The following is a 26,621-nucleotide window of genomic DNA, read 5'->3' as shown; positions in this document are numbered from 1 at the left end:
TCATCTCTACTACAACTTCGGGGTTGTCCGTCGTTGTGGTGCGCACTATACGGACGGTCCGGGGGGCTGTAAACCCCCCAAGCGAAAAAAATTTCAAAAAATTCAACTTGTTGATTCCGCAGGCCTATTCCTGCTCGCCGGAGGCGCCGGTGGGGCTGTCCAAGGCTGACATTTCCGGTTTCAATACGCCTATGCCAGAATTCCTATCTATATACCCCAAGGTGAACCCCTTCTGATGGCCGATTGGCAATCCCTCGATCCCGAGGCCGCTCGCGAAGCGGAAAAATACGACAACCCCATTCCCAGCCGTGAGCTGATCCTGCAGCGCCTCGCCGACCGTGGCGAACCGGCCGCACGCGAAGAGCTGGCGGCCGAGTTCGGTCTTTACGACGAAGACCAGATCGAAGCCCTGCGCCGCCGACTGCGTGCAATGGAGCGCGATGGCCAGCTTATCTATACCCGGCGCGGCACTTATGCCCCGGTAGACAAGCTGGACCTGATCTGCGGCCGCGTCTCCGGTCACCGCGATGGCTTCGGCTTCCTTATTCCGGACGACGGCAGCGAAGATCTGTTCCTCAGCCCGTCGCAGATGCGCCTGGTGTTCGACGGCGACCGCGGCCTGGCCCGCGTATCTGGCGTCGACCGCCGTGGCCGCCGTGAAGGCGTGCTGGTCGAAATCATCTCCCGTGCCCACGAAAGCGTGGTCGGCCGTTACTTCGAAGAAGGCGGTATCGGCTACGTGACCCCGGACAACCCGAAGATCCAGCAGGAAGTGCTGGTCACCGCCGGGCGCAACGGCGGGGCCAAGATCGGCCAGTTCGTCGAGATCAAGATCACCCACTGGCCGACCCCGCGCTTCCAGCCGCAAGGCGATGTTGTCGAGGTCATCGGCAACTACATGGCGCCGGGCATGGAAATCGACGTTGCCCTGCGCAGCTACGATATCCCGCACGTCTGGCCCAAAGACGTGATCAAGGAAGCGCGCAAGTTCCGCTCCGAAGTCGAAGAGAAGGACAAGGAGAAGCGCGTCGACCTGCGCCACCTGCCGTTCGTCACCATCGACGGCGAGGACGCCCGTGACTTCGACGACGCCGTCTATTGCGAGCCGCTGGGCAAGTTGCGCCTGTTCTCCGGCGGCTGGCGCCTGTATGTGGCCATTGCCGACGTGTCCAGCTACGTGCGCCTGGGTTCGGCCCTGGACGTCGAGGCCCAGCAGCGCGGCAACTCGGTGTACTTCCCCGAGCGCGTGGTACCGATGCTCCCCGAAGAGCTGTCCAACGGCCTGTGCTCGCTGAACCCGCATGTCGATCGCCTGGCCATGGTCTGCGAAATGACCATGAACAAAGCCGGCCAGATGGTCGACTACCAGTTCTACGAAGGCGTCATCCACTCCCACGCCCGCCTGACCTACAACAAGGTCAGCAGCATGCTCGAGCACTCCCGCACCCGTGAGGGCAAGGCGCTGCGCGAGGAGTACAAGGCAGTCGTGCCGGACCTGAAGAACCTGTACAACCTGTACAAGGTGCTGGTGGAGGCCCGTCACACCCGTGGCGCTATCGACTTCGAGACCCAGGAAACCCGCATCATCTTCGGTGACGAGCGCAAGATCGCGGAAATCCGCCCGACCGTGCGCAACGACGCCCATAAGCTGATCGAGGAATGCATGCTGGCGGCCAACGTGGCCACCGCCGAGTTCCTGCAAAAGCACGGCGTGCCGGCCCTGTACCGTGTGCACGACGGCCCGCCGCCGGAGCGTCTGGAAAAGCTGCGCGCCTTCCTGGGCGAACTGGGCCTGACCCTGCACAAGGGCAAGGACCCGTCGCCGAAGGATTACCAGGCACTGCTGGCGAGCATCGCCGGGCGCCCGGACTTCCACCTGATCCAGACCGTGATGCTGCGTTCGTTGAGCCAGGCGGTGTACAGCACCGACAACAACGGCCACTTCGGCCTGAACTACGAGGCGTACACCCACTTCACCTCGCCGATCCGTCGCTACCCGGACCTGCTGGTGCACCGCGCCATCCGCAGCATCATCCGTTCCAGGGTCGAAACCCCGCACGTCAAGCGTGCCGGCGCCATGAGCATCCCCAAGGCGCGCATCTACCCGTACGACGAGAACACCCTCGAGCAGCTCGGCGAGCAGTGCTCGATGACCGAGCGCCGGGCCGATGAAGCCACCCGTGACGTGGTCAACTGGCTCAAGTGCGAGTTCATGAAGGACCGCGTGGGCGAGACTTTCCCGGGTGTGATCACCGCGGTGACCGGTTTCGGCCTGTTCGTCGAGCTGACCGATATCTATGTGGAAGGCCTGGTGCACGTCAGTGCGCTGCCGGGCGACTACTACCACTTCGACCCGGTGCACCACCGCCTGTCTGGCGAGCGTACCGGGCGCAGCTTCCGCCTGGGCGACACGATCGAGGTCAAGGTCATGCGCGTCGACCTCGACGAGCGCAAGATCGACTTCGAAGTGTCGGAAAAGACCCTCGCCGCCCCGATCGGCCGCAAGCAGCGTGGTGCCGCACCGGCTGCCGGCCAGGCCGAGCAGGCCCCGGTCGAGGCCAAGGCCACGCCTAAGCCGCGCAGCCGCAAGAGCGAGACCGCCGAGGCGTACTTCCCGAAAGACGCTGTGCAGCGTAACGCCGAAGTGCGCAAGAGCCGCGAAATGAAGAAGGCGCTGATGAGCGAGGCGCGCAGTGGCGGCCATGCCAGCAGCAAGTCGGACAAGGGTGGCAAGGCCTCCGGCAAGCCGACCAAGCACCGTAAAGGCCCGTCGAAGTCCGGCGCACCACGCAAGAGCAAGAGCAAGTCATGAGTCAGCTGGAAAAGATCTACGGCGTGCACGCCGTGCAGGCATTGCTGCAGCACCATCCGAAGCGGGTCAAGCAGATCTGGCTGTCGGAAGGGCGCAGCGAGCCGCGCCTGCAGGCGCTGCTGGCGCTGGCCGCGGAAAATCGCGTGGCGGTCGGCCAGGCCGAGCGCCGTGAGATGGATGCCTGGGTAGAGGGCGTGCATCAGGGTGTGGTCGCCGAGGTGAGCCCGAGCCAGGTCTGGGGCGAGTTGATGCTCGAGGAATTGCTCGAACGCACCGAAACACCACCGTTGATCCTGGTGCTGGATGGCGTGACCGACCCGCACAACCTTGGCGCCTGCCTGCGTACCGCCGATGCCGCCGGTGCCACGGCAGTGGTGGTGCCCAAGGACAAGTCCGCAACCCTGACGCCGGTCGTGCGCAAGGTGGCTTGTGGCGCTGCGGAGGTGATCCCGCTGGTGGCCGTGACCAACCTGGCGCGCACCCTGGAAAAACTGCAGCAGCGTGGCCTGTGGGTGGTAGGTACCGCCGGCGAGGCCGAGCAGGAAATCTACCAGCAGGACCTGACCGGGCCGCTGGTGATGATCATGGGCGCGGAAGGCAAGGGCATGCGCCGACTGACCCGCGAGCATTGCGATTTCCTGGTGAAGTTGCCGATGGGCGGTAGTGTCAGCAGCCTGAACGTGTCGGTGGCGACTGGCGTGTGCCTGTTTGAGGCTGTGCGTCAGCGTCAGGCCAAGCGCTGATCCATAACCTGCGCCGGCCTCTTCGCGGGCGCGCCCGCTCCCACAGGTAATCTGCAATGCCAAAGGCAGCAGTTGATCTGTGGGAGCGGGCGTGCCCGCGAATGGGGCCTGACACATTCTGAATATTTTTCAGGCTGTTCAAATATTCACCAATCACCTTGCTTGTACGCCTCGCCTTCTCTACAATTGCGCCCCTTGCCGAGCTGGCAGGCGCACATGTGCCTCCCCTCCGTGCAAGACATACAGTGTCATTCACTCCTTGTCTGACCAGATTCGCTGGCAGACTACTAACCCGTAAGGAGCATTCATGCGTCATTACGAAATCATCTTCCTGGTTCACCCGGACCAGAGCGAGCAAGTCGGCGGCATGGTTGAGCGTTACACCAAGCTGATCGAAGAAGATGGTGGCAAGATCCACCGCCTGGAAGACTGGGGCCGTCGTCAACTGGCCTACGCAATCAACAATGTTCACAAGGCTCACTACGTGATGCTGAACGTTGAGTGCACCGGCAAGGCCCTGGCCGAGCTGGAAGACAACTTCCGCTACAACGATGCCGTTATCCGTAACCTGGTCATCCGTCGCGACGAAGCCGTTACCGGCCAGTCCGAGATGCTGAAGGCTGAAGAAAACCGCAGCGAGCGCCGTGAGCGTCGTGAGCGTCCTGAGCATGCTGAATCCGCCGACGGCGACGACAGCAATGACAGCGACTCCAGCGATAACGCTGACGAGTAATCCACGGACCTTTAGAGGAGCCTATTAAATGGCACGTTTCTTCCGTCGTCGTAAATTCTGCCGCTTCACTGCTGAAGACGTGAAAGAGATCGACTTCAAAGATCTCAACACCCTGAAAGCTTACGTATCCGAAACCGGCAAGATCGTTCCAAGCCGTATCACCGGTACCAAAGCTCGTTATCAGCGTCAGCTGGCTACCGCTATCAAGCGCGCCCGCTTCCTGGCCCTGCTGCCCTACACCGACAGCCACGGCCGCTGAGACCGGGTCGTCGACAAGCAGTAAGGGATTAGCATGCGAACGTTAGCAAGTTTCATCATGCGCGGTCGTGTGCAGGCCACCCTGGTGGTGGTCATCAGCGCGGTACTGCCGCTGCTGTTCTGGTTGAGTGCCGCTGCCGGCAGCCTTGTGCTGCTGCGGCGTGGGTTCAAGGATGCTACAACGGTCATCGCCGGCGGCCTGCTGGCCGGGCTGGCCGTGTGGGTCATGGGCGATCCCATCACCTTTCTGGTGATCGCGGGTGCCCTGGGCCTGGCTGCGCTGTTGCGCGCCGAGCATCCCTGGAGCCGGGTGTTGCTGGTCAGTGCCGTGTTCGCCGTGGCTTTCAGCCTCGTGCTCGATCTGGCGCTGGCGCAAACCTTCGATGTGCTGGCCAAGGCGTTTGCCGAAGCCATGCCGAAAATCGAGGGGCAACCGGTGCTCTCCGGTGAGCTGATCCGCCCTGTGCTGGTCGCTTCCACAGCAGTGACGGTGCAATTGTTCAGTGTGCTGGCCCTGGTGCTGGCGCGCTACTGGCAGGCAGCGTTGTACAACCCTGGAGGCTTCGGTCGCGAGTTTCGCGCCCTGAAGTTGCCGAAACAGACCATGGCGGTCTTGGTGGCAGTGATGGTGGTGGCCCCGTTCATCGGGCCGCAGTTCATCGTCCTGGCATCGGCCTCGAGCCTGGTACTGGTGCTGGCCGGCATCGCCTTGATGCACGGGCTGGTGGCGCAGGGGCGACTGGCCGGTTTCTGGCTGGTGGGCATGTACGTGACGTTGCCGCTGATCATGCAGCTGATTTATCCGTTGCTGGTGGTTTTGGCCATTGTCGACAGCCTGATTGATTTTCGCGGTCGCAAGTCCCCCAAGGGGAATGACTCCGCGAACGGTGAAGGTTAAAAGTTAAGAGGTTTTACCAAATGGAACTGATCCTGCTGGAAAAAGTCGCTAACCTGGGCAACCTGGGCGACAAAGTAAAAGTTAAGGCTGGTTACGGCCGTAACTTCCTGCTGCCATTCGGCAAGGCCACCGTTGCCAACGCCGCCAACCTGGCTGCGTTCGAAGAGCGTCGCGCCGAGCTGGAAAAAGCAGCTGCTGACAAGAAAGCTTCGGCTGAAAGCCGCGCTGCCCAACTGGCCGAGCTGGAAGTGACCATCACTGCCACCGCTGGCGACGAAGGCAAGCTGTTCGGTTCGATCGGCACCCACGACATCGCTGACGCCCTGACCGCCTCCGGCGTTGAAGTGGCCAAGGCTGAAGTTCGTCTGCCGAACGGCACCATCCGTCAGGTTGGCGAATACGACGTAGCCGTGCACCTGCACAGCGACGTTGAAGCCACCGTACGCGTGGTCGTCGTAGCTGCCTAAGCTGCGCTGACTGGCTGGCTCCTTGTGGGTCAGGCGGTTAACATCGGGCACGGTCCTGTTTTCGACAGGCCGTGCCCTTTGTCTTTTTCATCCTCCAGAATTCTTTCGTGGCCATGAACGAGATCACCACCTCCGAACAGCTAGACCTGCAAACCGCAGCCCTGAAGGTGCCGCCGCATTCCATCGAGGCCGAACAGGCCGTGCTCGGTGGCCTGATGCTGGACAACAATGCCTGGGAGCGGGTGCTGGACCAGGTATCGGATGGCGACTTCTACCGGCATGACCACCGCCTGATCTTCCGTGCCGTGCACAAGTTGGCCGACGCCAACCAGCCATTCGACGTGGTGACCCTGCACGAGCAGTTGGACAAGGAAGGCCTTTCTTCGCAAGTCGGTGGGTTGGCGTACCTGGCCGAGCTGGCCAAGAACACCCCGTCGGTAGCCAACATCAAGGCCTACGCCGCGATCATTCGCGAGCGCGCCACCCTGCGCCAGCTGATCAGTATCAGTACCGATATCGCCGACAACGCGTTCAACCCGCAAGGGCGCAACGCCGAAGAGATTCTCGACGACGCCGAGCGGCAGATCTTCCAGATCGCCGAGGCCCGCCCGAAAACCGGCGGCCCGGTGGGGGTCAACGAACTGTTGACCATGGCCATCGACCGCATCGACACGCTGTTCAACTCCGACAGTGACATCACCGGCGTGTCCACCGGCTTTACTGACCTCGACGAGAAGACCAGCGGCCTGCAGCCAGCCGACCTGATCATCGTCGCCGGCCGACCGTCGATGGGTAAGACCACCTTCGCCATGAACCTGGTGGAAAACGCCGTACTGCGTACCGACAAGGCGGTGCTGGTGTTCTCCCTCGAGATGCCAGGTGAATCGCTGATCATGCGTATGCTTTCGTCCCTGGGCCGTATCGACCAGACCAAGGTGCGTTCCGGCCAACTGGACGACGACGACTGGCCGCGCCTGACCTCGGCGGTGAACCTGCTCAACGACCGCAAGCTGTTCATCGACGATACCGCCGGCATCAGCCCCTCGGAAATGCGCGCCCGTACCCGCCGCCTGGCCCGTGAGCATGGCGAAATCGCCATGATCATGGTCGACTACCTGCAGCTGATGCAGATCCCGGGTTCGGCCGGCGACAACCGGACCAACGAAATTTCCGAGATCTCCCGCTCGCTCAAGGCTTTGGCCAAGGAATTCAACTGCCCGGTCATCGCCCTGTCGCAGCTGAACCGCTCCCTGGAACAGCGCCCGAACAAACGCCCGGTGAACTCCGACTTGCGTGAATCTGGTGCGATCGAGCAGGACGCCGACGTGATCATGTTCGTGTACCGCGACGAGGTGTACCACCCCGAGACCGAGCACAAGGGCGTGGCGGAAATCATCATCGGTAAACAGCGTAACGGCCCAATCGGCTTCGTGCGCCTGGCGTTCATCGGCAAGTACACCCGCTTCGAGAACCTTGCGCCGGGCATGTACAACTTCGACGACGACGAATAAGCGACCGGCCTCATCGCCGGCAAGCCAGCTCCCACAGGGGCTCCACCGGCCTCAAGGCAGTGATCTCCTGTGGGAGCTGGCTTGTCGGCGATGAGGCCGGTACAGGCAACCCATGAATCCGACAACCATCGTCGGATTTGGTCAAAATTTGTGCTATATTCCGCGCCCGCGATTTCCCTGCACACCAGAACCGGTCACTGACATGCAAGCAGCCAAACCACTCTACGACTATCCCAAGTACTGGGCCGAATGCTTCGGGCCAGCACCTTTCCTGCCGATGAGCAGGGAGGAGATGGATCTGCTCGGCTGGGATTCCTGCGACATCATCATCGTGACCGGTGATGCCTACGTCGACCACCCGTCGTTCGGCATGGCCATCATCGGCCGCCTGCTGGAGGCCCAAGGCTTCCGCGTGGGCATCATCGCCCAGCCGAACTGGCAGTCGAAAGACGACTTCATGAAGCTCGGCGAGCCGAACCTGTTCTTCGGCGTGGCCGCGGGCAACATGGACTCGATGATCAACCGCTACACAGCGGACAAGAAGATCCGTTCCGACGACGCCTACACCCCTGGTGGCCTGGCCGGCAGCCGTCCGGACCGCGCCAGCCTGGTGTACAGCCAGCGCTGCAAGGAAGCCTACAAGCATGTGCCGATCGTGCTCGGCGGCATCGAGGCCTCGCTGCGCCGCATCGCCCACTACGACTACTGGCAGGACAAGGTCCGCCACTCGATCCTGATCGACGCCAGCGCCGACATACTGCTGTTCGGCAACGCCGAGCGCGCGGTGGTCGAGGTGGCCCAGCGCCTGTCCAACGGCGAGAAGATCGAGACCATCACCGATGTGCGCGGCACTGCTTTCGTGCGTCGTGACACGCCTCAGGGCTGGTACGAGATCGATTCGACCCGCATCGACCGCCCGGGCCGCGTCGACAAGATCATCAACCCGTACGTGAATACCCAGGACACCCAGGCCTGTGCCATCGAGCAGGCCAAGGGCGACCAGGAGGACCCGAACGAAGCCAAGGTCGTGCAGATTCTCGACAGCCCGAGCATGACCCGGGAAAAGTCGGTGATCCGCCTGCCGTCGTTCGAGAAGGTGCGTAACGACCCGGTACTCTATGCCCATGCCAACCGGGTGCTGCACCTGGAGACCAACCCGGGCAACGCCCGCGCCCTGGTGCAGAAGCATGGCGAAGTGGATGTGTGGTTCAACCCGCCACCCATCCCCATGAGCACCGAGGAAATGGACTACGTGTTCGGCATGCCCTATGCCCGTGTGCCGCACCCGGCCTACGGCAAGGAGCGCATCCCGGCCTACGAGATGATCCGTTTCTCGGTGAACATCATGCGTGGCTGCTTCGGTGGCTGCACCTTCTGCTCGATCACCGAGCACGAAGGCCGCATCATCCAGAACCGCTCGCACGAGTCGATCCTGCACGAAATCGAAGAGATGCGTGACAAGGTGCCGGGCTTCACCGGCGTGGTCTCCGACCTTGGCGGCCCGACTGCCAACATGTACCGCATCGCTTGCAAGAGCCATGACATCGAGAAGCACTGCCGCAAGCCGTCGTGCGTATTCCCGGGCATCTGCGAAAACCTCAACACCGACCACAGCTCGCTGATCGAGCTGTACCGCAAGGCTCGTGCCCTGCCGGGTGTGAAGAAGATCCTGATTGCCTCTGGCCTGCGTTATGACCTGGCGGTGGAGTCGCCGGAGTACGTCAAGGAACTGGTCACCCACCATGTCGGCGGTTACCTGAAGATTGCCCCGGAGCACACCGAGCGTGGCCCGCTGGACAAGATGATGAAGCCGGGCATCGGCACATATGACCGCTTCAAGCGCATGTTCGAGAAGTTCTCGAAAGAGGCGGGCAAGGAGCAGTACCTGATCCCGTACTTCATCGCCGCGCACCCAGGCACCACCGACGAAGACATGATGAACCTGGCCCTTTGGCTGAAGGGCAACGGCTTCCGTGCCGACCAGGTGCAGGCGTTCTACCCGTCGCCGATGGCTTCGGCCACGGCCATGTACCACTCGGGCAAGAACCCGCTGCGCAAGGTGACCTACAAGAGCGAAGGTGTGGAGATCGTCAAGAGCGAGGAGCAGCGCCGCCTGCACAAGGCGTTCTTGCGTTACCACGACCCGAAGGGCTGGCCGATACTGCGTGAGGCGTTGCAGCGCATGGGCCGCGCCGACCTGATCGGGCCGGGCAAACACCAGCTGATCCCGCTGCACCAGCCGCAGACCGATACCTACCAGAGTGCACGCCGCAAGAATTCGACCCCTGCGGGTAGCCACAAGGTGGGCAAGGAGCAGAAGGTTCTCACCCAGCACACCGGCCTGCCGCCGCGTGGCAGTGATGGCAGCAAGCCGTGGGACAAGCGTGAAAAAGCCAAGGCCGAAGCGTTTGCGCGTAACCAGCAGGCGGCCAAGGAGCGCAAGGAAGCGGCCAAGGGTGGCAAAGGCAACAAGAAGCCGCGTCAGCCAGTGATCCCGCGCTGATATCGGGGGCCGCTTTGCGGCCCAATCGCCGGCAAGCCAGCTCCCACAGGAATTGCACAAAGCCCAAGGCTTGCACTGTACTTGTGGGAGCCGGCTTGCCGGCGATTGGGCTGCAAAGCAGCCCCTGTTACAGGTTTAGTCGGGCTTCTTGTCGACCCACTTCGGCGCCACCGGCGCAACAAAGCTGTCCATCCCGTCCAGCAGCTCATCAGGCTGCTGCCCCAGCAGCAACATCGCCCGATGCTGCGGCCGCACGAAGCCTTCTTCGACGATATGGTCGAGGAATCCGCCCAGCTTCTCGTAGAAGCCGTTCACATCCAGCAGCCCCAGCGGCTTGGCGTGATAGCCCAATTGGCCCCAGGTCCATACCTCGAACAACTCCTCCAGCGTACCCAGCCCACCGGGCAGGGCGATGAAGGCATCGCTCAGCTCGGCCATGCGTGCCTTGCGCGCGTGCATGCCGTCGACCACTTCCAGGCGGCTGAGGCCCTTGTGGCCGATTTCGGCATTCATCAGGCTCTGGGGGATGATCCCGATCACTTCGCCACCGGCCGCCATGGCCGCGTCGGCGACGGTGCCCATCAGGCCGACCGCGCCACCGCCATAGACCAGGGTCAGGCCGCGACGGGCAATCGCCTGGCCCAGCGCGATAGCTGCTTCACGGTAGGCAGGGTTGGCACCAATGCTGGCGCCGCAGAACACACAAACGGAACGTACGGGCATTGCTCATCTCCAGTCACTCAGGCTGACAGGGTAAGGCCCATGTCCTACAGTTCCAAGGCTGGTTTCACTCCGGTCGGGAGAATTCGCAGATGGCGCCGGTCGCTCCATGGGCGTAGGCCGCCAGCAGGCTGTTCATCAGGCTACCAAGGGTCATTTCGTATTGCTCCTAAATGAGAGGTTGTCCCATCGTCCAATAAAAGGGCATGATGTGCCCTTAGATTGGTTGTATACAATCCATTGAACAATTCTACTGGCTGGCCTCTTGACAGCCCCTTGACCCATATCAGCAAGGGGCTGAACGGTTTCAGGCAGTCTCGCAATTGATAAAACCCTGCCAAGGAGATTCATGATGTTTGCGAAAGCTGTAGCGGTATCCCTGCTGACCCTCGCCAGCGCTTCTGTCTTCGCAGCCGAGTGCTCGGTGACTGTCGACTCCACCGACCAGATGTCCTACAACACCAAGGAAATCACCGTCGACAAGAGCTGCAAGGAATTCACCGTCAAACTGACCCACTCCGGTAACCTGCCGAAGAACGTCATGGGCCATAACCTGGTGATCAGCAAGACTGCCGACATGCAGGGCATTGCCACCGAAGGCATGAGCCAGGGTCTGGAAAAGGACTACATCAAAGCTGACAACGCCGCGATCATCGCCCACACCAAGATGATTGGTGCTCCTGAGAAGGAGACCGAGGTGAAGTTCGACGCTACCAAGCTGGAAGCCGGTGGCGACTACAGCTTCTTCTGCACCTTCCCGGGCCACATCTCGATGATGAAGGGCAAGGTCGTCGTCAAGTAATCAAAGGCTGACGGTGAATCCTGTGGGAGCGGGTTCATCGGGGCGCCGAACCGCCGCGAATACGTCGGTGGGTTCACCATTGCATTCGCGGCGGTTCGGCGTCCCGATGAACCCGCTCCCACAGGTCCGTCTATAACCTTATCAAGGGGCGAACGGCAGTTCGCGCTTGTGCTGGGTCTTGCGGTAGGTGGCGACGATAATGTTGAACGCTTCCTGGTCAACCGGCTGCCCATGCAGGAAGGCATCGATCTGCTGGTAGGTCACGCCATGGGAGGCTTCGTCCGGCTTGCCCGGCGCCAGGTCTTCCAGGTCCGCAGTCGGCACCTTTTCCACCAGTGACTCCGGCGCACCGAAGCTGCGCGCAATCGCCCGCACCTGGTTCTTCACCAGCCCGCTCAGCGGCGCCAGGTCGCAGGCGCCATCACCAAACTTGGTAAAGAACCCCATCACCGCCTCGGCGGCGTGGTCGGTGCCGATCACCAGGCCCGCGCGGGCACCGGCGATGGTGTACTGGGCGACCATGCGGGTACGCGCCTTGACGTTGCCGACCACGAAGTCCACCAGCGTCGGCGAGCCGTTCTTCAACTCCACCACTTCAGCCGCAAGCGCCCGTACTGCCGGGGCGATATCCACGGTGTGCACTTCGTCGGCCTTGATCACTTCCAGGCACGCCTGGGCGTCATGCTCGTCATGCTGGACCTGGTAAGGCAGGCGCACGGCGATGAAGGTGTAGGCCTTGTCGCCGGTTTCGGCGCGCAGCTCGTTGATGGCGCGCTGGGCGAGCAGGGCGGCGGTCAGCGAGTCGACGCCGCCGCTGATGCCCAGCACCAGGGTCTTGAGCCGGGCGTTGGCCAGGCAATCCTTGATGAACGCCACGCGCCGGGCCACTTCGGCCTCGAGCGCGGCGGCGTCGGCGAATGGCGGCTGTACCTTCAGCGCCTGGGCAATCTCTTGCTGAACCGCTTGCATGGGTTACTCCTTGCTGGGGACTTTGAATACATGGCGCATGTAGGCGACGAAGTTCTCGTCGCGGCATTGGGTCTTGGCGGCTTCGTCCGAGATCTTCGCCACCGGCGCGCCGTTGCAGTCGGTCATTTTAAGCACGATGCTCATCGGGGCCACGCCCGGGATATCACAGGTCAGGTTGGTGCCGATGCCAAAGCTGACGTTGATGCGACCACGCAGGGCACGGAAGATTTCCAGCGAGCGGGTCAGGTTGAGACCGTCGGAAAACACCAGGGTCTTGGTCATCGGGTCGATACCCAGTTTCTGGTAATGGGCAATGGCCTTTTCCGCCCAGGCCACCGGTTCGCCCGAGTCGTGGCGCAGGCCGTCGAACAGCTTGGCGAAGTACAGGTCGAAATCGCCGAGGAAGGCATCCATGGTGATGCAATCGGTCAGGGCGATACCGAGCAGGCCGCGGTACTCGCGCACCCAGCAGTCCAGCGCGGCGATCTGGCTGTCGATCAGTCGCGGGCCGAGTTGCTGGTGGGCCATGATCCATTCATGGGCCATGGTGCCCAGCGGCTTGATATCCAGTTTCCATGCCAGGTCGACGTTGCTGGTGCCGACGAAGCGGCCCGGGAAATCGTCGCGCAGCACACGCACCACTTCTTCCTGCACACGGCTGGAAAAGCGCCGACGGGTGCCGAAGTCGGCCACCTGCAGTTCGGCCAGTTCATCGTCGCTGGCATGTGCGCGCAGCCAGTCGAACTTGCGGTACAGCTGGTCGCGGGCCTCGGCCAGGCGCATGCGCGGGTGCAGGTGGCGGTTGCGCACTTCGCTGATGATCGCCAGCAGCGGCACTTCGAACAGGATCACATGCAGCCACGGGCCTTTCAGGCGCAGGAACAGCTGGTCGTTTTCTATCCCCAGGCGTACGTAGCGCAGGTTGAAGCGGAACAGGCGCAGAAAGCGCAGGAAGTCAGGCTTGAGGAAGCTGATACGTTCGAGGAAGGCCAGCTGGCCGTCATCCAGGGTGAGGTCGCTGAGCAGTTCGAGCTGGTTGCGGATCTCGCCGAGGTAGGGGCGCAGGTCCTCGCCGTTGCGGCAGCGGAATTCCCACTCGACGTCGGCGTCCGGGTAGTTGTGCAGCACGCCCTGCATCATGGTGAGTTTGTAGAAGTCGGTGTCGAGCAGGTTGTGCACGATGCGCTCGGCGAATGCGCTCTCGCTCATCAATGGGGCTCCGGAAGCGGCGAATGGCGGACATTGTGCCAGCCTTTTGCGCCTCGTGTGGCTGTTCCGGCCTCTTCGCGGGCTTGCCTGCTCCCACAGGAACACCTCCGAGCTCAGAAACGGTGCAATACCTGTGGGAGCGGGCGAGCCCGCGAAGAGGCCGGATCTGCCAAAACCGCGTGTTTTTTCGTGCACCAGCTAGCCTTGAAACGGTGCCGCCTGTAGCAGTCGCGCACCAGCTGTGTGCAGTTCGGTGACGTCCGCTGTTACAGGGCGGTTGCACGTAAACACTTGCCAGGGTTGCAATGATGGCACCCGATGGTTGCTCCTTGTCTGTACGTGTGGTGGCGCCTGCCGCGTGGCAGACGGTTGCACGCTCAATAAAGAAAAGGCCGTCGGTCGCCTGCCGGCAACCTGCACAGTGTGTTTTCCCGGAAGACAAAACCTATGGCACGGCCCTTGCTCAGAGCACAGGGCTGAGAAGTTGTAGTGCCAACCAAAAAAAACTCTAGGAGCACCACCTCATGTCGCAGACGTTTTACAAGAAAGGTTTCCTGGCTCTGGCCGTAGCTACGGCACTGGGTGTTTCTTCGTATGTTCAGGCCGACGTCAAGATCGGTGTAGCGGGCCCGATGACCGGGGCTAACGCAGCGTTTGGCGAGCAGTACATGAAAGGTGCGCAGGCAGCGGCCGACAAGATCAACGCCGCCGGTGGCGTGAACGGCGAGAAAATCGTGCTGGTCAAGGGCGATGACGCCTGCGAGCCTAAGCAGGCCGTGGCCGTGGCCAACCGTCTGGTCGACCAGGACAAGGTGATCGGCGTGGTCGGCCACTTCTGTTCCTCCAACACCATCCCGGCCTCCGAGGTGTATGACGAGGCTGGCGTCATCGCCATCACCCCTGGCTCCACCAACCCACAGGTTACCGAGCGCGGCCTGGGCGCCATGTTCCGCATGTGCGGCCGTGACGACCAGCAGGGCATCGTCGCCGGCGATTACATCGTCGACGTGCTCAAGGGCAAGAAAGTCGCGGTGCTGCACGACAAGGACACCTACGGCCAGGGCCTGGCCGACGCGACCAAGGCACAGCTGGAGAAACGCGGCGTCAAGCCGGTGCTGTACGAAGGCCTGACCCGCGGCGAGAAGGACTTCAGCGCCGTCGTCACCAAGATCCGTTCCACCGGTGCCGACGTGGTCTACTTCGGCGGCCTGCACCCGGAAGCCGGCCCGCTGGTACGCCAGCTGCGCGAGCAGGGCCTGAAGGACGTCAAGTTCATGTCCGATGACGGCATCGTCACCGACGAACTGGTGTCCACCGCCGGCGGCGCGCAGTACGTCGATGGCGTGTACATGACCTTCGGCGCCGACCCGCGCCTGCTGCCGGACAGCAAGGCGGTGGTGGAGGAGTTCCGCAAGGCCGGTACCGAACCTGAAGGCTACACCCTGTACGCCTACGCCTCGCTGCAGGCCCTGGCTGCCGCGTTCAACGGCGCCAAGTCGAACAAGGGCGAAGACGCTGCCAAGTGGCTCAAGGCCAACCCGGTGCAGACCGTCATGGGCGAGAAAAAGTGGGACTCGAAGGGTGACCTGACCGTGTCCGACTATGTGGTCTACCAGTGGGATGCCCAAGGCAAGTACCACCAGCTGGAAAAACAAAAATAACAACGGCCCACGGCCCGGGCGCGTCAGCCCCCGGGCCAAAGCCCCGCGGTACCTGTCTTTATCCGTAGATCTGCACAGTACTGCGCTGCGAGGGCCGCCTTGTCCCAGGCCCGCCGTGGTCGGCGCTCGTGCAATCTCAATCAGGTGAGATTGCGTTATGGATGGTATTTTCCTGCAGCAACTGGTCAACGGCCTGACCCTCGGGTCGGTCTATGGCCTGATCGCCATCGGCTACACAATGGTCTATGGCATCATCGGCATGATCAACTTCGCGCACGGCGAGGTGTATATGATTTCCGCGTACCTCGCGGCGATCAGCCTGGCATTGCTGGCTTATTTCGGTATCGAGTCGTTCCCCCTGTTGATGCTGGGCACCCTGTTGTTCACCATCGTCGTCACCGGTGTGTACGGCTTCACCATCGAACGCATCGCCTACAAACCCCTGCGCAACTCCACCCGCCTGGCACCGCTGATCAGTGCCATCGGCATCTCGCTGATCCTGCAGAACTACGCGCAGATCAGCCAGGGCGCCCGCCAGCAAGGCGTGCCAACCTTGCTGGAAGGTGCCTGGCGTGTCGAAGTGGGCACCGGCTTCGTGCAACTGACCTACACCAAGATCTTCATCCTGGTGGCTGCCTTCGTTGGCATGGGCCTGCTCACCTACGTGATCAAGTACACCAAGCTCGGCCGCATGTGCCGTGCCACCCAGCAAGACCGCAAGATGGCCTCGATCCTGGGCATCAACACCGATCGGGTGATCTCCTACGTGTTCGTCATCGGTGCGGTGATGGCCGCCCTGGCCGGCGTGCTGATCACCATGAACTACGGCACCTTCGACTTCTACGCCGGCTTCATCATCGGCATCAAGGCGTTCACCGCCGCGGTGCTCGGCGGTATCGGCTCGCTGCCTGGCGCCATGCTCGGCGGGATCATCCTGGGTATTTCCGAGTCGCTGTTCTCTGGCCTGATCAACTCCGACTACAAGGACGTGTTCAGCTTCTCGCTGCTGGTGATGATCCTTATCTTCCGCCCACAAGGCCTGCTGGGTCGCCCGCTCGTGGCTAAGGTGTGAACATGTCCATTGCCAAAACTGCCTCCGTTACTGAAACCAGAAGTTTCGACATCAAACGCAGCCTGCTGGAGACCATCGTCGCCGGCCTGCTGGCACTTATCGTGTTTGGCCCTGTGGTCGGCGTGGTGCTCGACGGCTACACCTTCAATGCCGAGCCGCGGCGTGTGGCCTGGCTGGTCGGCGGGGTGATGCTGGGGCGCTTCCTGCTCAGCCTGTACCTGCAGACAGCCGCCGGCTCGCGCATGCTCCAGGGCTTCGAAAGCGGTGGCTCGGGCGTGCATGTGCGCGCGCCGGACTACGTATCGCGGCTGCGCTATATCATCCCTGCGCTGGTGGTGATTGCCATCGTCTTCCCGATCTTCGCCAACAAGTACCTGCTGACCGTGGTCATCCTCGGCCTGATCTACGTGCTGCTGGGCCTGGGGCTGAACATCGTGGTCGGCCTGGCCGGCCTGCTCGACCTGGGCTACGTGGCGTTCTATGCCATCGGCGCGTACGGCCTGGCGCTGGGTTACCAGTACCTTGGCCTGGGCTTCTGGAGCGTGCTGCCACTGGCGGCCATCGCAGCGGCACTGGCGGGGTGCATACTCGGTTTCCCGGTGTTGCGGATGCACGGCGACTACCTGGCGATCGTGACCCTGGGCTTCGGCGAGATCATCCGCCTGGTGCTGAACAACTGGTTGTCGTTCACCGGCGGCCCCAACGGCATGCCGGCACCGGCGCCGACCTTCTTCGGCCTGGAGTTCGGCCGTAGGGCCAAGGACGGTGGGGTACCGATCCACGAGTTCTTCGGCTTCGATTACAACGCCAACCTCAAGTTCGTGTTCATCTACGCGGTGCTGTTCATCGTCGTGCTTGCAGTGCTCTACATCAAGCATCGCCTGACCCGCATGCCGGTCGGCCGTGCCTGGGAAGCGCTACGCGAAGACGAGATCGCCTGCCGCTCGATGGGCCTGAACCACGTGCTGGTCAAGCTCTCGGCGTTTACCCTGGGCGCTTCCACCGCTGGCCTGGCCGGGGTGTTCTTTGCCACCTATCAGGGCTTCGTCAACCCGTCGTCGTTCACCTTCTTCGAGTCGGCGCTGATCCTCGCCATCGTCGTGCTCGGTGGCATGGGCTCGACCGTGGGCGTGGTGATCGCGGCCTTCGTGCTGACCGTGGCGCCCGAGCTGCTGCGCAGCTTCTCCGAATACCGCGTGCTGCTGTTCGGTGTGCTGATGGTGCTGATGATGATCTGGCGACCGCGTGGGCTGATCCGCATCAGCCGTACCGGTGTGACCCCGCGTAAAGGAGTGGCGCCATGAGCGACGATATCATTCTCTCGGTCGACAACCTGATGATGCAGTTCGGTGGCATCAAGGCGCTCAGCGATGTCAGCCTGAAGGTCCGGCGCAACCAGATCTTCGCCCTGATCGGCCCCAACGGTGCGGGCAAGACCACCGTTTTCAACTGCCTGACCGGGTTCTACAAGGCCAGTGGCGGGCGCATCGAGCTGAACGTGCGCGGCAGCCACACCAATGTCATCCAGCTGCTCGGCGAGCGCTTCCAGGTGGCGGACTTCGTCTCGCCGGCGCGCTTTGCCAACCGCATGTACTACAAGATGTTCGGCGGTACTCACCTGGTCAACCGCGCCGGCCTGGCACGCACCTTCCAGAACATTCGCCTGTTCAAGGAAATGTCGGTGGTGGAGAACCTGCTGGTGGCCCAGCACATGTGGGTCAACCGCAACCTGCTGGCCGGGGTGCTCAACACCAAGGCCTACCGCAAGGCCGAGAGTGACGCACTGGACCACGCGTTCTACTGGCTGGAGGTGGTCGACCTGGTCGATTGCGCCAACCGCCTGGCTGGCGAGTTGTCGTACGGCCAGCAACGCCGTCTGGAAATCGCCCGGGCCATGTGCACGCGGCCGAAGATCATCTGCCTGGACGAACCGGCGGCTGGCCTGAACCCACAGGAAACCGAAGCTCTCAGCCGCATGATCCGCGTGCTGCGCGACGAGCACGACATCACCGTGGTGCTGATCGAACACGACATGGGCATGGTCATGAGCATTTCCGACCATATCGTGGTGCTCGACCACGGCAACGTGATTGCCGAAGGCGCGCCGCAGGATATCCGCCACAACCCGACGGTGATCGCCGCCTACCTGGGTGCCGATGAAGAGGAACTGGTATGAGTGCACCCATTCTCGAACTGAAGGACCTGGACGTGTTCTACGGCCCGATCCAGGCGCTGAAAAAGGTCTCGATGCACATCAACGAGGGCGAGACGGTCAGCCTGATCGGCGCCAACGGTGCCGGCAAGTCGACCCTGCTGATGTCGATCTTCGGCCAGCCGCGGGCGGCGTCGGGGCATATCGTGTACCGCGGCACCGACATCACTCGCAAGTCGTCGCACTACATCGCTTCCAACGGCATCGCCCAGTCGCCGGAAGGGCGCCGGGTGTTCCCCGACATGACCGTCGAGGAGAACCTGATGATGGGTACCATCCCCATCGGTGACAAGCATGCCGACGAAGACATGCAGCGCATGTACGAGCTGTTCCCGCGCCTGAAAGAGCGGCGTAACCAGAGGGCCATGACCATGTCCGGTGGCGAGCAGCAGATGCTGGCCATTGCCCGCGCGCTGATGAGCCGGCCAAAGTTGCTGCTGCTGGATGAGCCATCGCTGGGGCTGGCGCCGATCGTGGTCAAGCAGATCTTCTCGACCTTGCGTGAGCTGGCCAAGACCGGGATGACCATCTTCCTGGTGGAGCAGAACGCCAACCATGCGCTGAAACTGTCGGACCGGGCTTATGTGATGGTCAACGGGCAGATTCGCATGAGCGGCACGGGGCAGGAGCTGTTGGTCAACGAGGAAGTGCGTAACGCCTATCTCGGCGGGCATTGAGTTGCATGCGGGGGCCGCTTTGCGGCCCTTTCGCCGGCAAGCCAGCTCCCACAGGTACTGCGCTGCCCTCAGGGTCTGTGTGGTCCCTGTGGGAGCTGGCTTGCCGGCGATGGGCTGCAAAGCAGCCCCATTCTGGATGTGGACAACTTCTACCACGCCTCTCCGTTCATGCATCGCCAGCCCATCTCAAGCCCTTGTTTCCACAGGCCCGTTCTTTTCCACGGATAATGTGGAACCGCCTGTGGAAAACATGGTGGCATCTCGCTCAAGCCCTTTGATAACAAGGCCTGCAGCTTCATGATCATTTTTTGATCACAGGCGCCTTGTGGATGATTTTCCCAGGTTTTTCAAAGCCCTGCATTCATTCCAAGGCTTGCGCAAAGCCTGTGGATAACCCTGTGAAAAAACCTTGGACAGACCGCTGCAGGCGGCATGCTTGAAAGCCTTGCGCCATCACCGAAAAGATATCCACCGACCACAAGTCGCTGAAAGGGTTCCGCACCATGGACAAGTTGCCCCCAATCCGTGGGGAAAGCCTTGTGGATAACATGCGCATAGCTGGTGCCGAGCCCTCTGCTGCAAGGGTTTGCCGCATATGATCAAAAAATGAACAGTGCCCCGGGCGGGTTGCTGCAAGCGCCTGGCGCGGGCATGCTGCAAGCCTGCCGATGACAATCCACCGTGAGGAACAGAGCATGACGTCCACCGTATTCATCACTGGCGCGACTTCCGGTTTCGGCGAGGCCACTGCCCGCCGCTTCGCCGAAGCCGGCTGGAAGCTGGTGCTCACTGGCCGCCGCAAGGAGCGCCTGGACGCCCTGTGCGCCGAACTGTCGGCCAAGACCGAAGTACACGGCCTGGTGCTCGACGTGCGTGACCGCAAGGCCATGGAGCAGGCCATCGCCAGCCTGCCGGCCGGCTTCGACAAACTGCGCGGCCTGGTCAACAACGCAGGCCTGGCGCTGGGTGTGGACGCGGCGCAGAACTGCAGCCTGGACGACTGGGAAACCATGGTCGATACCAACATCAAGGGCCTGATGTACACCACCCGCCTGCTGCTGCCACGGCTGATCGCCCATGGCCGTGGGGCGTCGATCCTCAACGTAGGTTCGGTGGCGGGCAACTACCCGTACCCGGGCAGCAACGTGTACGGCGGCACCAAGGCCTTCGTCGGCCAGTTCTCGTTGAGCCTGCGCTGCGACCTGCGGGGTACGGGCGTGCGCGTGAGCAACATCGAGCCGGGCCTGTGCGAGAGCGAGTTCTCGCTGGTGCGCTTTGGCGGTGACCAGGCCAAATACGACGCCACCTACGCCGGTGCCGAGCCGATCCAGCCGCAGGACATTGCCGAAACCATCTTCTGGATCCTCAACCAGCCGGCGCATATCAATATCAACAGCCTCGAGCTGATGCCGGTGAGCCAGGACTGGGCAGGCTTCTCGATCGACCGCTCCACCAAGGGCTGATCAGAAGAGCGGGGCCGCTATGCGGCCCATCGCCGGCAAGCCAGCTCCCACAGGATCGCGCATTTCTCAAGGCCGCACTGTACCTGTGGGAGCTGGCTTGCCGGCGATGGCGTCAGCTCAGGCGCTGCAATCCTTCCAGGCAGGTCGCCAAATGATAGGGCGTAGTTGAAGGCATATCATGCCGGCTGACACTGCCTTGCCTATCCCGGCACTCATACCAGCCGGCCTCACGCAGGAACCGCGTTTCCAGGGCTTGTAACTGCCCGGCAAGCTTGCTCTCGCCCCCCGCCCGCAACACCAGCGCCCGCAGGTATTCCGCCTGTGCCCAGATCCGCTGGGTGGCGTCGAGCACCTGGCCATCCACATCCAGCATCGCCAGTACCGCGGTGTCCTTCACCCCGTATTGCTCGGCGTAGCCGAAAGCCCGGTCGATGGACGCATGCAGCGGCGTATCTCGCAGCAGTGGCGAGGTATGCAGCAGATAGAACCACTCGAACTGGTGCCCCGGCTCGAACCAGTTATCCACAGTGCCGCGTGGCTTTTCCAGCATCAGGCCGTGGGCGGGGTCGATGAAGTGTTCCTGCAGCGCCTCGCACAGGTGCAGCAACGACTGCCGGGCATGCTCGTCGTCACGCACCGCCAGCACCTGCAGGAAGGCTTCGGCCAGGTGCATCTGCGGGTTCTGCAGAGGGCCGCTGCCAAGGTCGGCCCAGTCTTCAGCGAGGCTGGCTTCGTACAGGCCATCGTCGCGGGCGAACTGCTGGTCGATGATGTCCAGCGCGGCGTTCAGCGTGGACTCCACCAGGTTTTCACGCACCTTGCCCCAGTAATGTGCACAGGCGAAGACGATGAACGCGTGGGTGTAGAGGTCCTTGCGCCGGTCCAGCGGTTTGCCCTGGGCGTCGATGCTGTAGAACCAGCCGCCGTGTTCGGCGTCGTGGAAGTGCTTCTGCAGCGAGCGGAACAAGGCGGCCGCACGCTCGGCTGCGCCCGGTTGCCCGATGCGGCTGCTGAACAGGTACAGCTGACGCGCGCAGGCCATGGCCCGGTAGCGCTGCACCGGCAATGGCTGGTGCTGGGCGTCCAGTGCCTCGTAGGGTAGGGCCATGTCGGCGTTCCAGCCCGGGCCTTGCCACAACGGCACGATGCGTTCGGCGAAGTGCTGGTTGAAGCGGGCCAGTTCGGGCAGGGTGGGGCGGGGGTCGGACATTTCGGCGCTCGTCGCTGTCGGGCAGGGCGCCATGGTAGCAGAACTGGGTTGTGGGTAGCCTGTGCCGGCCTCTTCGCGGGCACGCCCGCTCCCACAGGATCACCACAAGGTTCGAGCAATGCGGGGTACCTGTGGGAGCGGGCATGCCCGCGAAGAGGCCAGTACAGGCTACCGATCAGCCCGGGTTGCCCAACCCCTGCCAATGCCGCGCCCCCACGAAGATGAAGCGCAACTGCTGGGTGATCTTTTCCTGCGGCGTCAACGCCTGTGGATAACCCGCTTCGGGGCTGTCGATAAGCTCTGGCAGGGTGGCGAACACGGTTTTCACCACCAGGTCGGCCATCACCGCCAGCGCGGCGCTGTCCAGGTGCTGCCAGCGCTTCATCCGCGCCAGGTCGGTGGCCAGGTCGTCGCTGATGTCCTGGCGCAGGCGGGCGATGGCCTGGCGTACGGCCTGCGAACCGCCGTACTGCTCACGGGCGAGGAACAGGAACTGCGCACGGTGGGCGGCGACCACGTCGAGGAAGATGCGCACCGAGGCGTCGGTGATGCCGCCCAGTTCGAATTCGTTCTGGCGCACCAGGCGGATGGTCTGGCGGAAGGTAGTGTCGACCTCGGCAACCAGGGCCAGGCCCAGGGCGTCCATGTCGGAAAAATGCCGGTAGAAGCCGGTGGGTACGATGCCGGCCGTCTTCGCCACTTCGCGCAGGCTGATACTGCCGAAACCACGGCCACTCTCCATGAGCTGGCAGGCGGCATCGAGCAGGGCCTGGCGGGTCTGTAGCTTCTGTTCGGCGCGCGGCAGCATGGTGCGGGCTTCTGTGGCGGTAAGGCTGGGCACTCTAGTTAAAAAAACAAAGCCCGGTCAATGGACCGGGCCTGGAGGGGAGCAAGCGTTGTGACAGAGGTTGTTCTTTTCGGCCATGGTGATCAGCTCACACGGCTGAGTTCAACCAGGCGATCGGAGCCACCTTCGGCAACGCGGCCACTACGTTCGATTAGGCGATCGGAGCCACCTTCGGCAACACGGCCACTACGTTCGATCAGGCGATCAGCACCACCTTCGGCAACGGTTTTCAGCGGCTGGGCGATTTCGGCAGCGCTGGAGCGCGATTCGGCGGTCAGGTGTTGCTCGTCGGCTGGCAGGGCAAAAGCGTTGGCGGCCAGGATGGACAGGGTCAGGGTCAGCAGATGGCGTTTCATGATTTCGGTGCTCCTCTCGGGGGCTGGAAAGTGGGTACGGAGCCAATGCTACGCCGGGTAACGCCAGAGAGAAGTTCATACGGGTAATGGTAACAATCGACCGTATTGATAGAGGTTGCAAGATGCTCTAGACAGCACTTTCCAGGCTGCAGGGTGGCAATTTGATAGCGAAGATTACGGGTAACACGTATAGCCTGGCGCGACGAATTGCTGAGCAAAAGGCCAGGAAAAACTTCGCTATCATGGCGCCATCGATAAAACCCCACGGGTTTTCATCAGTCCGAGATATTGAGTGCCACCGCTGCACCTGTTCTGTGCCATACCGCAAGGAGAATCACGCAATGACGCGTCCCGCCAGAATCCTCCTCTGGACCTTCACCAGCCTGCTGACCCTGCTGGCGATCCTGGTGGTGGTGATCGCCACCTTCGACTGGAACCGCGTCAAGCCCCTGCTCAACGAGAAAGTCTCCGAGGCCCTGCAGCGACCCTTCGCGATCAATGGCAACCTTGCCGTGGACTGGCGCACCGAACCAGAAGAGGGGGGCTGGCGTGCCTGGGTGCCCTGGCCGCACTTCATTGCCGAAGACCTGACCCTGGGCAACCCCGAGTGGCTCAAGGAACCGAAGATGGTCGGCCTGGAGCGCGTGGCGTTCCGCCTGGCGCCGTTGCCGCTGCTGTTCCAGCAGATCAGCATCCCGCGCATCGACCTGACCAAGCCCACAGCCAGCCTCACCCGCCTGGCCGATGGCCGCGCCAACTGGATCTTCGACTTCGGCCCCAAGGATGAAAACGCAGAGCCTTCCAAATGGCAGCTGGACATTGGCGCCATCGGCTTCGACCAGGGCAATGTCAGCTTCGATGACCAAACCCTGAAAACCAGCATGAAGGTGCAGATCGACCCGCTGGGCAAGCCTGTCCCGTTCAGCGACATCGTCGGCAAGGCCAGCGCCGAGAAGGCCGGTGCCGCGCAGGACTACGCCTTCGGGCTCAAGGCCCAGGGCCGCTACAAAGGCCAGCCAGTGTCCGGCACCGGCAAGATCGGCGGCCTGCTGGCCCTGCAGGACGCCAGCCAGCCGTTCCCGCTGCAGGCTGACGTGCACATCGCCGACACCCATGTGGTGCTCGCCGGCACCCTGACCGACCCGCGCAACCTCGGCGCCCTCGACCTGCGCCTGCGCCTGTCCGGGGCCAGCCTGGGCAACCTCTACCCGTTGACCGGCGTAACCTTGCCCGACACCCCGGCCTATTCCACCGACGGCCACCTCAGCGCCAACCTGCACGCGGTGCAAGGGGCGACCTTCAACTACCAGGGCTTCAACGGCAAGATCGGTGACAGCGATATCCACGGCGACCTGGCCTTCGTTGCCAGCCAGCCACGGCCCAAGCTGTCTGGCAACCTGGTGTCCAACCAGTTGCTATTCAAGGACCTGGCGCCGCTGATCGGCGCCGACTCCAACGCCGAGCAGAAGGCCCGCGGGGGTGCCAGCAAGCAGCCGGCGGGTAAGGTGCTGCCGGTGGAAGAGTTCCGCACCGAGCGCTGGCGCACGATGGACGCCGACGTCACCTTCGCCGGCAAGCGCATCGTGCACAGCGCGCAACTGCCGTTCAACGACCTGTCGGCCCACGTGATACTGGAGGACGGCCTGCTGCGCCTGGAGCCCCTGCGTTTTGGCGTGGCTGGCGGCAACCTGGCTTCCAGAATCCGCCTGGATGGCCGCAACGTACCGTTGCAGGGGCGTGCCCGGCTGACGGCGCGCGGCTTCAAGCTCAAGCAGTTGTTCCCCTCCTTTGCGCCGATGCAGACCAGCTTCGGTGAGTTGAATGGCGATGCCGATATCAGTGGCCGGGGCAACTCGGTGGCCGCCTTGCTGGGCACGGCCAATGGCGACCTGCGCATGTTGATCAACGATGGTGCCATCAGCCGCAGCCTGATGGAGATTGCCGGGTTGAACGTGGGCAACTATGTGGTCGGCAAGCTGTTTGGCGATGAGGATGTGAAGATCAACTGCGCGGCCGCCGATGTGGGCATCAAGGATGGCCTGGCGACCACGCGCCTGTTCATCTTCGATACCGAGAACGCGATCATCTACATCAACGGCACGGCCAATTTCGCCACGGAGCAGTTGGACCTGAAAATTACCCCTGAATCGAAAGGGCTGCGGCTGTTCTCGCTGCGCTCGCCGCTGTATGTGCGCGGGCCGTTCGCCAAGCCCAGTGCCGGGGTGCAGGCGGTGCCGCTGGCGTTGCGCGGGGCGGGGATGGTGGCGTTGGGTGTGGTTGCCGGGCCGGCGGCGGGGTTGCTGGCGCTGATTGCGCCTAGCAGCGGGGATGATCCCAACCAGTGCACGCCGCTGTTGCAGCAGATGAAGGCGGGCAAGGCGCCGGCGGTGGTGAAAGAGCGGAAATAGCAGGGGGCCGCTTCGCGGCCCATCGCGACACAAGGCCGCTCCCACAGGTATTTCACAGCCCTAAAGACTTGTGAAATACCTGTGGGAGCGGCCTTGTGTCGCGAAAGGGGCGCAAAGCGCCCCCAAGAATCACAAGCCTTGCAACAGGTCGGACATATCGTCCGCGTGCTCTTCTTCCTGCGCGAGGATGTCTTCAAAAATCCGCCGCGTAGTCGGATCTTTATCCCCAATGTACCGAATGATCTCGCGATAGCTATCGATGGCGATCCGCTCCGCCACCAGGTCTTCCAGCACCATCTCCTTCAATGAAGTGCCCGCCACATATTGGGCATGAGACCGCTTGCTCAGGTTGTCCGGGTTGAAATCCGGCTCTCCACCTAACTGCACGATCCGTTCGGCAAGCTTGTCGGCGTGCTCGGCTTCCTGGTTGGCATGCTCGAGGAATTCATCGGCAGCCACGCTGGCCTTGATGCCGCTGGCCATGAAGTAGTGACGCTTGTAGCGCAGCACGCAGACCAGTTCGGTGGCCAGTGAATCATTGAGCAGGCGCAGGATCTGTTGGCGATCAGCATCGTAACCCTCGGTCACCGCACCTTGCTCCACATGCTGGCGGGCACGTTCGCGCAGGGTTTGCACATCGGTCAGTTCAGTCGCATTCATGTTCATCTCCTGGAACGTCAGGGTGGTCATGGATATGGCCTGGAAGGCTTAGGCGCCGTGGACGGCGTCGCTGTCTTCTTCGCGTTGTTTGCAAGTCTTGAAGCCCTTGGCGTCGACATGGCCGGTGGCGTCGAAGCGCACGTAGTAGGGCTGCTGGTGGCCATCGTGGTTGAGGATGTAGTCGTTGCAGGTGCCGCCATGGGGGAGGTCGATCACGTTGGACGGGCTGCCGCCGATGGCGATGACTTTCTGCATGGTCATGCCTTTTTCCACCTGCTTGACCAGCGGCTCGTCGCGGTAGGTGACGTAGTCCACCGGGTTTTCCGGGCGGCTGCCGCAGGCGGCGAGGGTGGCGCTTGCCAGAAGGATTGCCAGGGTCTGCTTGTACATGGTCCCGCTCCTTGCAAAGGGTATGTGTGGTTTGGAACCG

The 26,621-nt window shown here is 62.5% G+C and carries 23 protein-coding genes and 1 pseudogene; 16 read left to right on the top strand and 8 right to left on the bottom strand.

Features of this window, described 5'->3' with window-relative positions:
• Nucleotides 1-235 precede the first annotated feature (235 nt).
• The 8 genes from rnr (at nt 236) to B2790_RS01335 (ending at nt 9,925) form a co-directional block, all read left to right on the top strand.
• Nucleotides 236-2,812 carry a ribonuclease R gene (rnr, locus tag B2790_RS01370; RefSeq protein ID WP_025340822.1) on the top strand — a complete coding sequence of 859 codons (2,577 nt, stop codon included), beginning with the start codon at nt 236-238 and terminating at the stop codon, nt 2,810-2,812.
• The gene (gene rlmB, locus B2790_RS01365) at nt 2,809-3,555 is read left to right on the top strand and encodes a 23S rRNA (guanosine(2251)-2'-O)-methyltransferase RlmB (protein ID WP_003259007.1); all 747 of its coding nucleotides are present in this window, start codon (nt 2,809-2,811) and stop codon (nt 3,553-3,555) included. Before rnr ends, rlmB begins: the two co-directional genes overlap by 4 nt.
• Nucleotides 3,556-3,862: 307 nt before the next feature.
• Nucleotides 3,863-4,288: a 30S ribosomal protein S6 gene (gene rpsF, locus B2790_RS01360; protein WP_013974420.1), complete on the top strand. Its 426-nt coding sequence runs from the start codon at nt 3,863-3,865 to the stop codon at nt 4,286-4,288.
• A 28-nt stretch (nt 4,289-4,316) separates the two neighbouring features.
• Nucleotides 4,317-4,547: a 30S ribosomal protein S18 gene (gene rpsR, locus B2790_RS01355; RefSeq protein WP_003249563.1), complete on the top strand. Its 231-nt coding sequence runs from the start codon at nt 4,317-4,319 to the stop codon at nt 4,545-4,547.
• Between the two features lie 33 nt (nt 4,548-4,580).
• Nucleotides 4,581-5,444: a hypothetical protein gene (locus tag B2790_RS01350; RefSeq protein WP_286918089.1), complete on the top strand. Its 864-nt coding sequence runs from the start codon at nt 4,581-4,583 to the stop codon at nt 5,442-5,444.
• A 20-nt stretch (nt 5,445-5,464) separates the two neighbouring features.
• Entirely contained in the window at nt 5,465-5,911 is a 447-nt protein-coding gene (rplI, locus tag B2790_RS01345; protein ID WP_003249568.1) for a 50S ribosomal protein L9, read from the top strand.
• A gap of 113 nt (nt 5,912-6,024) precedes the next feature.
• Nucleotides 6,025-7,422 carry a replicative DNA helicase gene (dnaB, locus tag B2790_RS01340; protein WP_015271992.1) on the top strand — a complete coding sequence of 466 codons (1,398 nt, stop codon included), beginning with the start codon at nt 6,025-6,027 and terminating at the stop codon, nt 7,420-7,422.
• A gap of 202 nt (nt 7,423-7,624) precedes the next feature.
• Complete coding sequence (locus tag B2790_RS01335) at nt 7,625-9,925, top strand: YgiQ family radical SAM protein (RefSeq protein ID WP_286918088.1); 2,301 nt, start codon at nt 7,625-7,627, stop codon at nt 9,923-9,925.
• Between the two features lie 135 nt (nt 9,926-10,060).
• Here the strand turns inward: B2790_RS01335 and B2790_RS01330 are convergent, their stop codons facing one another.
• Nucleotides 10,061-10,648: a TIGR00730 family Rossman fold protein gene (locus B2790_RS01330; RefSeq protein ID WP_025340819.1), complete on the bottom strand. Its 588-nt coding sequence runs from the start codon at nt 10,646-10,648 to the stop codon at nt 10,061-10,063.
• A 349-nt stretch (nt 10,649-10,997) separates the two neighbouring features.
• Between B2790_RS01330 and azu the strand changes: the two genes are divergently transcribed.
• A complete protein-coding gene (azu, locus tag B2790_RS01325; protein WP_015271990.1) occupies nt 10,998-11,447 on the top strand; it encodes an azurin in 450 nt (149 codons plus the stop codon).
• 141 nt (nt 11,448-11,588) lie between these two features.
• Here the strand turns inward: azu and nadE are convergent, their stop codons facing one another.
• Together nadE and pncB are read right to left on the bottom strand one after the other, a co-directional pair.
• Nucleotides 11,589-12,416 carry an ammonia-dependent NAD(+) synthetase gene (nadE, locus tag B2790_RS01320; RefSeq protein ID WP_286918087.1) on the bottom strand — a complete coding sequence of 276 codons (828 nt, stop codon included), beginning with the start codon at nt 12,414-12,416 and terminating at the stop codon, nt 11,589-11,591.
• A gap of 3 nt (nt 12,417-12,419) precedes the next feature.
• A complete protein-coding gene (gene pncB / locus B2790_RS01315; protein WP_025340817.1) occupies nt 12,420-13,625 on the bottom strand; it encodes a nicotinate phosphoribosyltransferase in 1,206 nt (401 codons plus the stop codon).
• Between the two features lie 524 nt (nt 13,626-14,149).
• Between pncB and B2790_RS01310 the strand changes: the two genes are divergently transcribed.
• From B2790_RS01310 to B2790_RS01285, 6 genes are all read left to right on the top strand, one after another.
• Entirely contained in the window at nt 14,150-15,286 is a 1,137-nt protein-coding gene (locus tag B2790_RS01310; protein WP_015271988.1) for a branched-chain amino acid ABC transporter substrate-binding protein, read from the top strand.
• Between the two features lie 157 nt (nt 15,287-15,443).
• Complete coding sequence (locus B2790_RS01305; protein ID WP_013974411.1) at nt 15,444-16,358, top strand: ABC transporter permease subunit; 915 nt, start codon at nt 15,444-15,446, stop codon at nt 16,356-16,358.
• 2 nt (nt 16,359-16,360) lie between these two features.
• Nucleotides 16,361-17,662 (top strand): high-affinity branched-chain amino acid ABC transporter permease LivM, encoded by a 1,302-nt coding sequence (gene livM, locus B2790_RS01300; RefSeq protein WP_025340816.1) that lies wholly within the window; start codon nt 16,361-16,363, stop codon nt 17,660-17,662.
• Nucleotides 17,659-18,534 carry an ATP-binding cassette domain-containing protein gene (locus B2790_RS01295; RefSeq protein ID WP_025340815.1) on the top strand — a complete coding sequence of 292 codons (876 nt, stop codon included), beginning with the start codon at nt 17,659-17,661 and terminating at the stop codon, nt 18,532-18,534. The genes livM and B2790_RS01295 overlap by 4 nt, the downstream gene beginning before the upstream one ends.
• The gene (locus B2790_RS01290) at nt 18,531-19,247 is read left to right on the top strand and encodes an ABC transporter ATP-binding protein (RefSeq protein WP_015271986.1); all 717 of its coding nucleotides are present in this window, start codon (nt 18,531-18,533) and stop codon (nt 19,245-19,247) included. The genes B2790_RS01295 and B2790_RS01290 overlap by 4 nt, the downstream gene beginning before the upstream one ends.
• 695 nt (nt 19,248-19,942) lie before the next feature.
• Nucleotides 19,943-20,710 (top strand): SDR family oxidoreductase, encoded by a 768-nt coding sequence (locus B2790_RS01285; protein ID WP_085663549.1) that lies wholly within the window; start codon nt 19,943-19,945, stop codon nt 20,708-20,710.
• 112 nt (nt 20,711-20,822) lie between these two features.
• On the opposite strand, the gene B2790_RS01280 is transcribed toward B2790_RS01285, so the two are convergent.
• From B2790_RS01280 to B2790_RS01270, 3 genes and pseudogenes are all read right to left on the bottom strand, one after another.
• Complete coding sequence (locus B2790_RS01280) at nt 20,823-21,920, bottom strand: AGE family epimerase/isomerase (protein WP_286918086.1); 1,098 nt, start codon at nt 21,918-21,920, stop codon at nt 20,823-20,825.
• A 175-nt stretch (nt 21,921-22,095) separates the two neighbouring features.
• Complete coding sequence (fabR, locus tag B2790_RS01275) at nt 22,096-22,728, bottom strand: HTH-type transcriptional repressor FabR (RefSeq protein ID WP_015271984.1); 633 nt, start codon at nt 22,726-22,728, stop codon at nt 22,096-22,098.
• Between the two features lie 134 nt (nt 22,729-22,862).
• Nucleotides 22,863-23,123: pseudogene (locus tag B2790_RS01270) on the bottom strand (hypothetical protein); the annotation flags it as partial.
• Nucleotides 23,124-23,464: 341 nt separating this feature from the next.
• Here B2790_RS01270 and B2790_RS01265 point away from each other — a divergent pair.
• Nucleotides 23,465-25,531, top strand: coding sequence for an AsmA family protein (locus B2790_RS01265; protein WP_286918084.1), 2,067 nt, complete (start codon nt 23,465-23,467; stop codon nt 25,529-25,531).
• A 129-nt stretch (nt 25,532-25,660) separates the two neighbouring features.
• Here the strand turns inward: B2790_RS01265 and B2790_RS01260 are convergent, their stop codons facing one another.
• Both B2790_RS01260 and osmE read right to left on the bottom strand, forming a co-directional pair.
• A complete protein-coding gene (locus tag B2790_RS01260) occupies nt 25,661-26,191 on the bottom strand; it encodes a ferritin-like domain-containing protein (RefSeq protein ID WP_025340810.1) in 531 nt (176 codons plus the stop codon).
• A 48-nt stretch (nt 26,192-26,239) separates the two neighbouring features.
• Nucleotides 26,240-26,581: an osmotically-inducible lipoprotein OsmE gene (osmE, locus tag B2790_RS01255; RefSeq protein ID WP_015271980.1), complete on the bottom strand. Its 342-nt coding sequence runs from the start codon at nt 26,579-26,581 to the stop codon at nt 26,240-26,242.
• Nucleotides 26,582-26,621 lie beyond the last annotated feature (40 nt).

It is taken from the genome of Pseudomonas sp. UBA6753 (genome assembly GCF_002453565.1).
GTDB classification, from domain to species: Bacteria; Pseudomonadota; Gammaproteobacteria; order Pseudomonadales; family Pseudomonadaceae; genus Aquipseudomonas; species Aquipseudomonas putida_Z.
This window is presented reverse-complemented; position numbering and strand designations above follow the sequence as displayed.